At 29.3% G+C, this 14657-nt stretch carries 14 protein-coding genes; 1 reads left to right on the top strand and 13 read right to left on the bottom strand.

Annotation, left to right across the window (positions count from 1 at the left end):
• Positions 1-53: 53 nt before the first annotated feature.
• The 10 genes from tgt to HMPREF3186_RS02515 all read right to left on the bottom strand — a co-directional run bounded on the left by tgt (position 54) and on the right by HMPREF3186_RS02515 (position 11148).
• On the bottom strand, positions 54-1208 hold the full coding sequence (gene tgt / locus HMPREF3186_RS02565; protein WP_060913804.1) for a tRNA guanosine(34) transglycosylase Tgt: 1155 nt from the start codon (positions 1206-1208) through the stop codon (positions 54-56).
• Positions 1209-1229: 21 nt separating this feature from the next.
• Positions 1230-2258 carry a tRNA preQ1(34) S-adenosylmethionine ribosyltransferase-isomerase QueA gene (queA, locus tag HMPREF3186_RS02560; protein ID WP_060913803.1) on the bottom strand — a complete coding sequence of 343 codons (1029 nt, stop codon included), beginning with the start codon at positions 2256-2258 and terminating at the stop codon, positions 1230-1232.
• A 151-nt stretch (positions 2259-2409) separates the two neighbouring features.
• Entirely contained in the window at positions 2410-3627 is a 1218-nt protein-coding gene (locus HMPREF3186_RS02555) for an FtsW/RodA/SpoVE family cell cycle protein (protein WP_060913802.1), read from the bottom strand.
• 1 nt (position 3628) lies between these two features.
• Positions 3629-3913 carry a DUF1507 family protein gene (locus HMPREF3186_RS02550; protein WP_060913801.1) on the bottom strand — a complete coding sequence of 95 codons (285 nt, stop codon included), beginning with the start codon at positions 3911-3913 and terminating at the stop codon, positions 3629-3631.
• 9 nt (positions 3914-3922) lie between these two features.
• Complete coding sequence (locus HMPREF3186_RS02545; protein WP_060913800.1) at positions 3923-4123, bottom strand: YqgQ family protein; 201 nt, start codon at positions 4121-4123, stop codon at positions 3923-3925.
• A gap of 10 nt (positions 4124-4133) precedes the next feature.
• The gene (locus HMPREF3186_RS02540) at positions 4134-5573 is read right to left on the bottom strand and encodes a tetratricopeptide repeat protein (protein ID WP_060913799.1); all 1440 of its coding nucleotides are present in this window, start codon (positions 5571-5573) and stop codon (positions 4134-4136) included.
• 39 nt (positions 5574-5612) lie between these two features.
• Positions 5613-6116 carry a PTS sugar transporter subunit IIA gene (locus HMPREF3186_RS02535; protein WP_060913798.1) on the bottom strand — a complete coding sequence of 168 codons (504 nt, stop codon included), beginning with the start codon at positions 6114-6116 and terminating at the stop codon, positions 5613-5615.
• A gap of 223 nt (positions 6117-6339) precedes the next feature.
• The gene (gene ftsY / locus HMPREF3186_RS02530; RefSeq protein ID WP_084812638.1) at positions 6340-7401 is read right to left on the bottom strand and encodes a signal recognition particle-docking protein FtsY; all 1062 of its coding nucleotides are present in this window, start codon (positions 7399-7401) and stop codon (positions 6340-6342) included.
• A 176-nt stretch (positions 7402-7577) separates the two neighbouring features.
• Positions 7578-9077: a lysine--tRNA ligase gene (gene lysS / locus HMPREF3186_RS02525; RefSeq protein ID WP_060913797.1), complete on the bottom strand. Its 1500-nt coding sequence runs from the start codon at positions 9075-9077 to the stop codon at positions 7578-7580.
• 1423 nt (positions 9078-10500) lie between these two features.
• Entirely contained in the window at positions 10501-11148 is a 648-nt protein-coding gene (locus HMPREF3186_RS02515; RefSeq protein WP_060913795.1) for an SGNH/GDSL hydrolase family protein, read from the bottom strand.
• Between the two features lie 171 nt (positions 11149-11319).
• Between HMPREF3186_RS02515 and HMPREF3186_RS02510 the strand changes: the two genes are divergently transcribed.
• On the top strand, positions 11320-12225 hold the full coding sequence (locus HMPREF3186_RS02510; RefSeq protein WP_060913794.1) for a cation diffusion facilitator family transporter: 906 nt from the start codon (positions 11320-11322) through the stop codon (positions 12223-12225).
• A 42-nt stretch (positions 12226-12267) separates the two neighbouring features.
• Here the strand turns inward: HMPREF3186_RS02510 and HMPREF3186_RS02505 are convergent, their stop codons facing one another.
• The 3 genes from HMPREF3186_RS02505 to HMPREF3186_RS02495 form a co-directional block, all read right to left on the bottom strand.
• Positions 12268-12951, bottom strand: a complete 684-nt coding sequence (locus tag HMPREF3186_RS02505) for a YjjG family noncanonical pyrimidine nucleotidase (RefSeq protein ID WP_060913793.1) — start codon at positions 12949-12951, stop codon at positions 12268-12270.
• Between the two features lie 92 nt (positions 12952-13043).
• Entirely contained in the window at positions 13044-14090 is a 1047-nt protein-coding gene (locus HMPREF3186_RS02500; RefSeq protein WP_060913792.1) for an LLM class flavin-dependent oxidoreductase, read from the bottom strand.
• 63 nt (positions 14091-14153) lie between these two features.
• A complete protein-coding gene (locus HMPREF3186_RS02495; protein ID WP_060913791.1) occupies positions 14154-14561 on the bottom strand; it encodes a MarR family winged helix-turn-helix transcriptional regulator in 408 nt (135 codons plus the stop codon).
• Positions 14562-14657: the final 96 nt, after the last annotated feature.

Raw genomic sequence — 14657 nt, 5'->3', positions numbered from 1 at the left:
TACTATATACTCAGTAAAAAATAAACCTTTTATATTCTTTTTTTACTAAATTATTAGAAATTCTTTGGATTTTCTTGGTTTAATCCATATTTTTCAAAGAATTCTTCTTTAAAGTCTAATAGCCTATCTTCTCTTATAGCTTGACGAATATCTTTCATCATATTGATTAAGAAATGTATATTGTGAGTTGTCGCTAATCTTGCTCCAAAGATTTCATCAGCTTTGAATAAATGGCGAAGATATGCTCTCGTATAATTCTTACAACAATAACAAGAACACTCTGGATCAAGTGGTGTAAAGTCTTCAGCATATTTAGCATTTTTAACCACTACACGCCCTTCAGAAGTCATACATGTTCCATTACGTGCAATACGTGTCGGTAACACACAGTCAAACATGTCAACTCCTCTTAAAACTCCTTCAAATAGTGCATCAGGAGATCCTACTCCCATTAAATATCTCGCTTTATTGGCTGGCAATAAAGGTGTTACATGTTCTAAAACTCTATACATCTCATGTTTAGGTTCTCCTACAGATAAACCACCAATAGCATATCCCGGAAAATCCATACTCACTAAGTCTTTAGCACTTTGTTCACGAAGATCATTAAATCCAGCACCTTGAACTATACCGAAGATACTTTGTGTCTTAGGGTTTTTATGTGCTTCTAGACAACTTTCAGCCCAACGGCTTGTTCTTTCAACAGATTGACGAATGTATTTATAGTCATGATTATAGTCAGGACATTCATCAAAAGCCATCATAATATCTGATCCTAAAGCATTTTGTATATGCATAGCTTTTTCTGGTGATAAGAATAATTTTTCTCCAGATAAATGATTTTTAAAATGAACTCCTTCTTCCTCTATTTTTCTCATCTCACTTAGAGAAAATACTTGGAATCCTCCTGAGTCCGTTAGGATGCTTCCATCCCAATTCATAAATTTGTGAAGTCCACCAGCTCTTTCAACAATCTCCTCACCAGGACGTAACCAAAGGTGATAAGTATTAGATAAAATAATATCTGCACCCATTCCTTTTACTTCTTCTGGTGACATTGCTTTTACAGTAGCTTGCGTCCCAACTGGCATAAATACAGGTGTTTCGAAGCTACCATGTGGTGTGTGAACAATACCTAATCTTGCACCTGATTGCTTACAAGTTTTTATATGTTCGTACCATACTGCATTTTCTTTTACATCTCTCATATAAATATTTCCTTTCTTAAACTAAATTATTATCATCGCATCTCCAAAACTGAAGAAACGGTATTTATTCTCAACTGCTATATTGTATAATTCAATGACTTTTTCTCTATCATAAAATGCACTTACAAGCATTATTAATGATGATTTTGGTAAGTGGAAGTTTGTAATCAGTCCATCAACACATTTAAATTCAAATCCTGGATAAATAAAAATATTTGTCCATCCTGAAGCCGCAACAATTTTCCCATTATTATCACGTGCAATTGTTTCTAATGTTCTTGTTGAAGTAGTACCTACAGAAAATACTCTTCCTCCATTTTCTTTTGTATTATTAATTATTTTGGCTGTATTTTCATCTAAAGTATAATACTCTGAATGCATATCATGTTCTTCAATATTTTCTACAGCAACAGGTCTAAATGTTCCAAGACCTACATGAAGGGTTAAATACGCTATATTTATACCTTTTTCTTTTATCTTTTCTAATAACTCTTTCGTAAAGTGTAATCCTGCTGTTGGAGCAGCTGAACTTCCTACTTCTTTTGAATAAACGGTCTGATATCTTTCTTTATCAGTTAGTCTTTCTTTTATATACGGAGGCAATGGCATAGTCCCAAGTTCATCTAATCTTTCTTGGAAAATTCCCTCATATATAAATTCAAAATGTCTAAATCCATCATCTAATACTTTTGTACAGACTGCTTCCATTATACCGTCACCAAAAGATACTATGCTACCTTCTTTTATTCTTTTAGCAGGTTTAACAAGACACTCCCAGTCATTATGACCAAGATTTTTTAATAAAAGTACCTCTATTGCAGCACCTGTATCCTTTTTAGCACCATATAAGCGTGCCGGCATTACTCGAGTATTATTAAGTACTAAAGTATCACCAGGATTAAAATAATCTATAATATCTGAAAAAACTTTATGTTCATGTGAATTATTTTTTCTATCTACACAAAGTAATTTACTAGTATCTCTTTTTAAAAGAGGTGTTTGTGCTATTAGCTCCTCTGGTAAATAAAAATCAAATTGTTCTAATTTCATCTAAAATCTCCTTTAAAAGTTACCTTTACTATTATAGCTTGATTATCTAAAGTTAGCAAGCCTCACCATTAGAAATTATAAATTTTTCTATTTTATGATCTAAATAATATAAAAAAAGATTTGGATCAATATTATTAATCCAAATTCTTATTTATTTTTTTCTATTACTACGTAAATATTTTACATGAGATAAAATATTAGTAGCTATGCCTAATCCTATACTTAATATTAAGATAGAGCTACCACCATTACTAATAAATGGCAATGGCACTCCAGTCATCGGTATAGAAGCAGTAACTCCTCCGATGTTAACAACTCCTTGGACAACTAGTAAACTGGCAAATCCTAAAGAGTACATTGCTGAAAATGTATTTCTTGATTTTGTACCAGAAAAAATTACTTTTCCGATTAATATTAATAGTAAGCTTACTACAAACACTACTCCTAAGAATCCTAACTCTTCTGCTATTATTGCAAGAATGAAGTCTGTGTGAGCCTCAGGTAAATACCCTAACTTCTGGATAGAATTTCCTAAACCTCTACCAAATAAACCACCATTACCAAAAGCAACATATGAATTGATGACTTGATCTGCTGCTGCTGCTAAATCCTCTGAAAATGGATTTAAAAATACTTTTAAACGATTCGTTCTATAAGATGTACCATTATTAAATAGTGCACCTTTCAACATAAATAATAGGACGACCGCTATACCCGCTATTAACGCAAGAGATAAAATTTTCTTCACATTTTGAGAATGCATATTAGAGCATAAAGTCATTATCCCAATTACTGATAATGTAATAAGCATCATCCCAGTATCGTTTTGCATTGCTATTAACGTTACAAGAGCAAGAGGAATACCAAAAATCTTTAATAATTCTGAACTAGTACATATCTGGCGCAATTTTTCTTTTCTTGTTTCTAGTATAAATGCCATATATATTATAATAAATAACTGTGCTAATGTTGATGGCTGAAAACTAAATCCACCTATTCTTATCCAAGATTTAGCACCATTTATCGCTGGCATAAGTTGTGGAATAATAAGTAAGATTACCATTATTATAAAACCAGTTTTTAACAATTGTTTATTTTTAAAAACTTCAAATGGTATAACAACAGAAAAAGTTAAAAATGCAATATATGCAAGTATTGCCCATGAAGCTTGTCTTTGTAGGAAATATGTTTCCCCTACAGGGATACCTGAGGTAAATGTTCCATATTTATTTCCTATCATACTTGCACTATAGACCATCATACAACTCAAAATCAGTAAAACTAATAATGTTAATGCAACCATCCAATCTAATCGAACATGTCTTTTTTCATGTTTTATAGATCTATGTAATCTTTTTAAAAATTTCATGTTAGTTTGCTTTACTCTCTGCTATTACACTGGCGTACATTTCACTTGCCTTATCCTCTAAATCGGCTAAGATAATTCGTCCTGCTTCTTCCGATATACATCCAATTTCTACTGCAATATTAATCTCTTTTGAAAGACCATAAATTTGAGTATCTATTACATCTTGATATAATGGACATTTTCTCTGACCCTTAACAGATACACATGCATTTATCATCTCTTCAATCTTCATAACATCTTCTTCTATTCTCTTTCGTACCTTAATAAAAATAAGGTTGTTTTCCATTATTCTCACCTATCCTTTTGATAATTCATGATTAACTTCATGTTTTATAATTGCAATTGCTCTAATAAAATCTTCTTTTGAAATTAATTCTAAACGTCTTAACTCTCTTACCTCATATTCTACCATACTTAAAGTATGTCTTCTATCTTTCATGTATATTATTATACCAAAAGATTTTAAAAATTGTTGCAAATCGTAAAAATTTATCATTTACATCACCTTAAAATTTACTTAATTCGTCTACTAGGTTTTTATTTTTTTCTCTACCATCTAATTCATAGGCTCGGTTCGCATACTCCTTAGCTTTTTCATAATTACCTTCCTGACGTTCAATAACAGCTAAATCATAGTATATTGGAGCAAAAGAATCATCAAAACTTATTCCTTCTAAGAAGACTTTTTTAGCATCTTGTTTACTTGATGACGTCATCTTCACCATACCTAACTCATAATAAGTAAGTACAGATTTATTTTTTGAAGCCAATTCTTTTTCTAAATTAAATATATCTTCATCAGAATATGATTTTACCAACCTATTCTCTACTCTACCTGCTCTATAGCTATTTATAACACTCTTAGTATTAACACCAGCTAATACTAATACCTCTCCTAAAACACTAAAGATTAGTATTGAAACAAGTGTAATATATATATTTCTTCTTTTCATCAAGAAAAGTTCTAAAAATACTCCCAAGATAAAAGAAAAGATATAAAGTACTATAGATGTTTCAAATACCAGTGTTGCTACCGTTAAATAAACTATTGAAATTGCTCCTGAATGCATGAACTTCAGGTTATCATTTTTCTTACTAAGCTGTTCCATAAAAATTGAACCTAGTAAGGCTATATTAGAAACTAACGCTATATCAAGCGTTCCAGAGTAACCAAATATTAATAATAAATTAAATATAAATGATACTACTAGTAATACTCCAATACTCTTTAATATTTTTAATGATTTATTAAACAATATTGAAGTAGAAAAAATAGAAAGTAACACAAATAATAATTTCATCGAACTATCTGTAGTGAAGACACTCGTAAACATCCTATAAAATTGCCCACTTATTATTTTTTGGTAACTATATTCTAAATAATAGAATAACGAATAATTGTTATTCGTAAAATATATCACAATAAAATTCACCAAAAATAATAATAAATAAATTCCAGACAAAATATTATACTTTATATTAAATACAATTCTATCTAATGTCTGGCGTTTATATAATTCAACAACCCTATTTTTATATCTTAAAGTATCTGGTGTTCCTTCAATAAATCTAGAATCATTTTCTTTTAAGAAAAGTTTACTATTTTTTTCATTATAAAGTATACGTTCTATGATTAAACTATTCGAAATTCTATATTTTTTGTAGTCGTTTATAACTTCATCAAAGTCAGGAGAAACATAAAGGATTTTCATTTTTAAACTACTCAGTTTAAACATTTTTTTTAGTCTAACTTCATTTCTAATGACATTAGAAACTATACTATCTATTTCTGTTGATTTAAAACTATCTCCATATATAAATCTTATTAATTCATTATCTTCGTTAATAAGCCAGACATCTTTTTTTTCTGGTCGATAATATAATATACTATAATTATATTTTGTTATATACAGATATATAATCTTCCAAAATTTCTTATCATTCATAATTTCGCCACTAACAGTAAAACTTAAATAGACCTTAGTCTATTTAAGTTTCACTTTTGCTACTTCTTGTGAGAAATCAACAGATTCATTTAATTTTAATACTTCAATGTTAACTACTGAATCCATGTTTGTAACCACACAAGGAGTAATAATATCTTTAGCTTTTTCTTTTACAAATTCTAAATCATAAGTTAATAAAGTTTGACCTACTTCAACTCTATCACCAGCAGACACAGCTACATCAAATCCATCACCTTTCATAGCAACTGTTTCTAACCCTACGTGAATAAGAAGTTCAACTTCTCCTGATTTAATACCAAAAGCGTGTTTTGTTGGAAATACTTGGATAATTTCTCCAGCTACTGGAGATACTAATTTTCCTTCTTCAGGAATAATTGCAAATCCATCTCCCATCATTTTTTGAGCAAATACTGGATCGGGTACTTCAGTAATATCTACCACTTTACCTTTCATGTATGAGTTTAATACTAACTCTTGTACTTGTTCTTCTTTTTTTCCGAATAATTTAGATAAAAATCCCATTATAATCCTCCATATATTATTGCCTTCTTAATATATCTATTATATACTTTTATTGCTTTTTTTTCAATTAATTTTGATAAATAATTCCAATTTAATATTAAAATATTTTCATCGATTTACTATAGCAATTTGATTTTAAAAATTGTTGATTTGTATAATAAAAAAATATCCATTTTACATTGTTATAAAAACATGTAAAATGAATATTTCCAACTATTATTTTTTATTCTTCTGCTTGTTCTTCTTTTTGTTCAGTATTTTCTTGATAGAATAACCCATAAATATATTGTTCAGGATCGAATACTTCTAAATCATCAATATTTTCTCCTAATCCAACAAGTTTAACTGGGATTCCTAATTCTTTCTTAATAGCTATAACAATACCACCTTTAGCAGTTCCATCAAGTTTAGTAAGAATTACACCTGTAACATCACTAACTTCTTTGAATGTTTTAGCTTGAAGAATTCCGTTTTGGCCAGTTGTTGCATCGATTGTTAATAACACTTCATGAGGTCCTTCTGGAACTTCCTTCTTAATTACACGAACAATTTTTTCAAGTTCTTTCATTAAATGATCTTTATTTTGTAAACGACCAGCCGTATCACATAATAATACATCGTAGCCTTTTGCTTTGGCAGATTGAATCGCATCAAAGATTATCGCTGCTGAATCAGCTCCTTCATGTGATTTAACTATATCTGCACCACTACGTTTAGCCCATACATCAAGCTGATCAATTGCACCTGCTCTGAATGTATCTCCAGCAGCTATCAGTACTTTTTTTCCTTCTTTTTTAAGATTATGAGCTAGTTTACCAATAGAAGTAGTCTTACCAACTCCATTAACCCCTACAAATAGAAATACTGAAAGTTCTTTTTCTGGCGCATAGTTTAATTCAGATTTTACAGTACCTTCCATGTAAACATCGACAAGTTTTTCAATAATCATACTTTGTAGTTCACTTGGTTCTTTTAAATTTTGTCTTTGTGATTCAACTTTTAAGTAATCAACTAATTCTAGTACAGTGTTATAACTAACATCCGATTGAATTAACAGTTCTTCTAAATCCTCGAAAAACTCCTCGTTAATTTCTCTATATGAGCTAATTAAATTATTAAGTGCATTAGAGAAATTATCACGTGATTTCTTAAGACCTTTTTTAAATTTTTCAGTTACAAACTGACTCTCGACGAATTCTTCATATTCATCAAGTGAAATCAGTTCTTCATTTAATTCTTCCTTAGCAGAAAATTTTTCTTTTAATTTATCAAAAAAGCTTGCCATTGGATACTCCTTATATATCTTATTTATATACAAAAAGGGAGACTAAACTCCCTTTAATTTTCTATTAAAGCTTCCTAAATTTTAGGGAGATTTAATTTTTATAAATATTTTCCCTTTTTTCAATAAGCGGATGTTTTTATATCACCGTCTACAAACCTTTATATATCAACGTTTTCTTATTTATGTTTCATATATGGGAATAATAATACGTCACGGATTGAAGCTGAGTTAGTTAATAACATAACTAATCTATCAATTCCAATTCCTAATCCACCTGTTGGAGGCATACCATATTCTAATGCTTCTACGAAGTCTTCGTCCATTTCATAAACTTCTTCGTTACCAGCATCTTTTTCATCCATTTGAGATAAGAATCTTTCTTTTTGATCGATTGGGTCATTTAACTCACTGAATGCATTCGCATGTTCACGTCTAACAATAAATAGCTCAAAACGGTCTGTGAATCTTGTATCTTCAGCATTAGTTTTAGCTAATGGAGATACTTCTACAGGGTGACCATAAACAAATGTTGGTTGAACTAATGTTTCTTCTACGAATGTTTCGAAGAATTCATTAATAATGTGTCCAACTTTCATATCTTTTCTAACAGGAACATTGTGCTCTTTAGCTAATGCATGAGCTTGTTCATCTGTCATTTCTGGCCAGAAGTCAACACCAGTAACTTCTTTTATAGCATCTACCATATGAACACGACGCCATTTTGGTGTTAAATTAATTTCATCTTCACCATACATAATTTTAGTAGTACCGTGAATTTCATTACAGATGTATGCAATCATAGACTCAGTTAAGTCCATAATGTCATTATAATCAGCATATGCTTCATATAACTCGATCATTGTGAACTCAGGGTTGTGTCGTGTTGATACACCTTCGTTACGGAATGCACGACCAATTTCATATACTTTTTCTAAACCACCAACGATTAAACGTTTTAATGGTAATTCAAGTGCGATACGCATGAATAATTGCATATCAAGAGCATTGTGGTGAGTTACGAAAGGACGCGCTGCTGCTCCACCAGCAACAGAGTGCATCATTGGAGTTTCAACTTCTAGGTATCCACGTTCATTTAAGTAACTACGCATAATTTGAATAATTTTTGAACGTAAAATAAATGTTTCTTTACTGTCTTCATTCATAATCAAGTCTACGTATCTTCTTCTGTAACGCTCTTCAACGTCTTTAAGTCCGTGGAATTTATCTGGTAGTGGGCGTAATGCTTTTGTTAAAATTTCAAATTTATCAGCTTTAACAGATAATTCACCTACGTTAGTTTTGAATAATACACCTGTTACTCCTACGATATCACCAAGGTCAAGAGTCTTAAAGTATTCATAAGAATCTCCTACTCTATCTTGACGAACGTAAATTTGAACTTGACCACCTAGATCTTGAACGTGAGCAAATCCTGCTTTACCTTTACCACGTTTTGTCATAATACGTCCTGCAATTGTTACAGAGATATTCTTCTCTTCTAATTCTTCTTTACTATATTTATCATATTCTGCTACGATTTCATTTGAAAGGTGAGTTCTTTCGAATTTAGTTCCAAATGGATCTAAACCACTTTCTCTCATAGCTTCCATTTTTTCACGACGAACAAGCATTTGATCATTTAAATCTTGTACATCTACTTTAATTTCTTCTGTCATGTTAAATTCCTTTCTAGTATAATCTAGTAATTTTATTCAGATACTCCCTATTATAACATATTTTCAATGAAATTGTTAAATCTTTAACAATAATTTTATTAAAATTTCCTACTATAAATTATAATTATTTACTAATACTTTAAATAACTTATGGGAGCGAATCGACAAAGTCCTGATTTTAAAGAGACAAGATCTTGTCGAATCACCTCCGCATAGTTTATTAGATATCTAAAAAGCTTTTATAAATCAATTTTAGATATCAATAACCCACTACATATATGAATTCTCATATGAACCTTGTTAAATCTTAGGACTGTTGGGGCATACCCTTCTCCTTTTATTGATATTTACATTTATTTTTGATAGAATATAATTATAACTTCTTTCTGTTTTGTTTAGAAGGTTGAAGTTATCCCCCTAGCCCTGTGCTACGGATAACTTCGATATTTTTTTATCTAAATCACAGTTATTGTAGTGGTAAGGAGGAAACTTTATCTTGAATTTTATTTTAAAAAAAGAGACTATTCTAACGTCTTTTTACACAATTTCATTGTCTTTATTAATAAGTAAATTCTCAGTAGATTATTCATTTTCAGATAAGTCAATATACGTTTTTTTTCACTTTATACTACTTTTTATTATTTTCTTTAATAGTTGGCTGTTGGAAGTTGTTCATCTAAATAGATACGGAAAAGATAGTTTTATAAATTACTTCTTTTTAATTTCACAAATACTTATTATATTGAATTTACTAGTGAGAAATTCTTTAAATATTAAATATATACTTGCAACATTAATCCTACTATCCGTAATACTAAGTATTCAACACATAACAGAATATATTCTTACTGATAAAAAAGACCTTATGATAAAAAAATTAACTGAACCATTTTGTTATATTCACACAGGTCGTACACTTTCTTTATTATTAGGTTTAATACTTATAGATTATAGTTACTGGTTTATACTTCTTACTTTTATAATAAGTCAATTATTTCCAAGTTTTATATCGAGAAGTGTTCATGTAAGAGATATTAATTTTTATCACTTAACTGGTCATTTATTTATAATTACTAACACCATAGCTATTAGTTTGTGGTTAAGTGATTTAAAAATAAATATTACTACAAAGATAATTTTGTTAATTAGTATAGTATACATTCTTTTATTAACTATCTATCGAAGAATATTTAAAACAATAGATAGAACTTTAACAAAACAATCAGGTAATACATATATAATTGGTGTGTATTTTACAATATTAGAGTTAATATTTATCAATTTATTTTTTGTTTTAGAATACGACTGGAAATACTTCCTACCGTGTTACGCTTGTGTCATCATAAGTACTCGATGTTTTAACCAGTATAAAAAATAGAAAGGTAGTAAACTCTCTAAGTTAGAAAGTTTACTACCTTTTTATTTATCTTGCTTCTTCGTAATCTAATATTTCTGATACTTTACTAGCGATATATTTCGCTAATTTTTCATGATTTTTATCATCTAGGTGAATGCAATCCACTAATGATGTTTCTGCTACACGTCCAGCATTTAAAAAGTCAACTTCATATTTATCGCTAACTTCTTTAAATGTTTGTGCTAAGAATTTTGATTGTTTTAAACTATTTTCATCAAAATTACCAAATAGACTTTGTCTTTCTACTATTTCATCACGAAGTGGAACTGGTGAAACAACTAAAATCTTCGGAATTTTATACCCAGTTATTAGATTAGGATTCTTAATATATTTTATATATTCCTCAATACCACTAGAAATATGTTTTGCACTTGGATTAAATTGTTTTTTCAAATCATTTGTACCTAACATTATAATCACCAAATCAACGGGTACATGACTAAGCATTAAAACCGGCAGTGTGTCAATACCGCATCTAACAGGAAGAATAGTATCCCTTGCTGTTACTGTTCTTCCGCAAAGACCTTCTTCTATTATAGTGTCATTAGAACGGAACTCCGCTAATAAATTAGTCCATCTTTTTTCAGTTCTTACTCCATCTTCTCCAGGGACATATCCCCAAGTATTACTATCCCCAATACATAAAATACGCATAATTTTCTCCACCTTTATCCTTTTAAATTCTTCTTAATTTTAGCAAACTAACACCAAAAAATCAATAGACCTTAATGATAAAAATACTAATAATTGTTATCAGTGCTGTATTTTTGTAATGTTACTAAACATAGGTTATAATAACAATATTCTATAAAAAAGGAGAAATAAATGATACAAACAAATTTTCATCATAAAAAACATTATAAAATTCAAGCATATTCAAAAAAAATACTTTATATAACATTAATTTTAACAATAAGTTTTGCATTACTAGAATACATTGGAGGGCTGCTTTCTAATTCATTAGCACTTTTAGGAGATTCTTTCCACATGTTTTCTGATGTTATTGCATTAGGATTTAGTCTAATAGCCTTACTATTCAGCTCTAAAAAACCTAATAAAAAATATACTTTTGGTTTTGTCAGATTAGAAGTACTAGCAGCCTTTATCAATGGGCTAATGCTAATCGGTATTTCAATTTACTTAATTTTTGAAGGATTTATGAGATTCTTCAATCCAAAAGATATTGATTTCAAATCAATGCTTATAATTTCTACAATCGGATTAATCTTCAATATTGTAGTAACTATAATTTTAACAAAGAGTTTAAAAGAAGAGGATAACTTAAATATTCAAAGTGCACTATGGCATTTCCTTGGTGATTTAATCAGTTCTATCGGAATCATAATTTCATCAACTATAATTTACTTTACAAATTATCAAATCGTCGATGTTATTATGAGTATTATCATCAGTATAATTCTTTTCAAAGGTGGTTATAAAATTACTAAATCATCATTTGTTATTTTAATGGAAGCTACTACTTTAGATACAGAAGAAATTTACAATAAAATTAAAGAAGTAGAAGGAATTGCTGATATTCATGAATTTCATATTTGGCATACTGATACAAATGAAATCAATGCTGCAATGCATATTTTACTAGATGAATATGAAACAAGCCATGATTATAAAATTGTAGAAAATGTTAAAATAGTACTTAAAGAAGAATATAATATAGAACATTGCTTCATCGCATTAGAAAATATTAAATACAACGATCACAGTCTATAAAAGAAAATGTCTAAGTTGATATATTATCAACCTAGACATTTTTTATAATTCCAATAAATCTATCGTCTTTTCAATTTTATACGTAGGAACAATCTCTGGATTAGAAATTTTATGAATATCTACTAAACAACTATCTATTCCTGCATTATTAGCACCCAGTATATCGGATGTAAAAGTATCTCCTATCATTAAAACTTCTTTCTTATTTTTAACACAAATTTCTTTAAATATAATTTCAAAAAATTCTCTATCTGGTTTCTTGCTACCAATTTCTTCCGAAATAAAAATTTTCTCAAAATACTTATTAAGATTATTATTTTTTAGTCTTGTATGTTGAGTGATTCCAATACCATTAGATGCTATGTATAATTTATGAGTTAAACTTAATTTTTCTAACATCTCTATAATCCCATCAAAAAGTTGATTCCCCTCGGCAAGATAACCTCTATATCTATTATCTACTTCACTACCATCGATTTTTCTATCAAACAATGAAAAAAATCTTATAAATCTTTCACTTGTAACTTCTTTATTCGATATTTCCCCACGTTCAAAACTTCTCCATAAAGATTTATTTATTGTTTCATATTTTTCAAATAGCTCATCATTATACTCAATATTCTCATCTTCTAATAATTTTTTAAAAGCTAATACCTGTGCCTTACCAAAATCCAATAAGGTATCATCTAAATCAAATAATAAATATTTATACTTATCTAATATCATCGTTTCACTCCATATGTTTATTATCTACTCATTATAACATAGAGATCAATTATTTAGAAAAAATATATTTATTTGATTTATAAATTTAAATTTTATTTTTTAGATTTAAAATATTCTCGAACTCGTGGAGCTACTTCTTCGCCAAATAACCTTATAGCTTTCATTATATCTTCATGTGGCATAGATCCAAGTGGAAGATGCAACATAAATCTATCCAATCCTAATGTTTCTATCATATCAATAAGTTTATTCGCTACAGTCTCAGGACTTCCTACTAACATAGATCCGTCTAGACCTACACTATTTAAATATTGTTCAAAAGCAAGTGGTCTCCAAAATGGTCTATCTTTTGAGATTGCATCTACTACTTGTTTTGTTGGATGGAAATATTTTTTAATAGCTTCCTCATCAGTTTCAGCTATGAAGCCCCATGAATGTGAAGCAACTTTTAAACGACTTTCATCAAACCCAGAATGCTTCCCAATAGCTCTATAATAATCTGTTAATCCCTTGAAAGCTTTGTATTGTCCACCAATTATTGCATATGCTATTGGTAATCCTTTTTGTGCTATTTTAATGGTTGATTCTGTATTCCCACCTGTTGCTACCCAGATTGGAAAATCTTTTTGAACACTTCTTGGATATACTCCCTTATTTTCTACCTTTTGTGTATGCTTTCCTTTCCATGTTAATTTTTCATTAGCCTTTATTTTCTCCAACATCTCTAATTTTTCATCAAACAATTCCTCATAGTCTGCTAAATCATAACCAAATAATGGGAATGATTCTGTAAAAGAACCTCGACCTACCATGACTTCTGCTCTACCATTAGAAATAGCATCAATAGTTGCATACTGTTGATAAACTCTTACAGGGTCCGAAGATGAAAGTACTGTTACCGCAGAACTTAATCTTATATTCTTCGTAACAGCTGCTCCTGCTGCTAACAATATCTCAGGTGCTGAAACAGCAAAATCTTCTCTATGATGTTCCCCTATAGCATAAAGATCTAATCCAACTTCATCAGCAAGTTTCATCTCTTCTATCATATTTCTAATACGTTCATCATGCGTTGGTGTTATACCAGTTCCTTCTATTTCAGTTGTTTCACCAAATGTACTAATTCCTAATTCTATCATTTTTTTATCCTCCTAAATTATCTCAATTTCAAGATATTATTTTATAATAAAAGAAAACAATTTTTAATTAATTTTCTTTAGTATTTCTTTCAATGTATCTAATTCTTCTTCAGTTAAATCATCGAAAATCTTTTTTGTATTTATTTTATGGATAGGGAAAATATCATCCATTAAATTTTCTCCTATTTTAGTTAACTTAACATAAGTTACTCTTTTATCCTTTTGACTAACCTTTCTATTAACATATCCTTTTTTTTCAAGGTTATCGACTACGTATGTAGCACTTCCACTAGCAAGTAATATTCTATCACGTATTTCTTGAATACTCTTCTCACCTTTACTATGTAAAAATTCCATAACAGAAAATTCAGTCGCATTTATTGGATAATTCTTTAAAGTTTTCTTTAAATCATCTACCAATAGATTACTTGCTCTCATAATTCCTATAACGACTTTAAACTCATTATTCATAAGAATTCTCCTATCTTATTTACATCTATCCTCAGCATAATTATCTCGAATATGAGATAATTATATTATATTAACTTTACATTGTCAAAGAAATAA

The organism is Gemella haemolysans (assembly GCF_001553035.1).
Classification (GTDB): domain Bacteria; phylum Bacillota; class Bacilli; order Staphylococcales; family Gemellaceae; genus Gemella; species Gemella haemolysans_B.
This window is presented reverse-complemented; position numbering and strand designations above follow the sequence as displayed.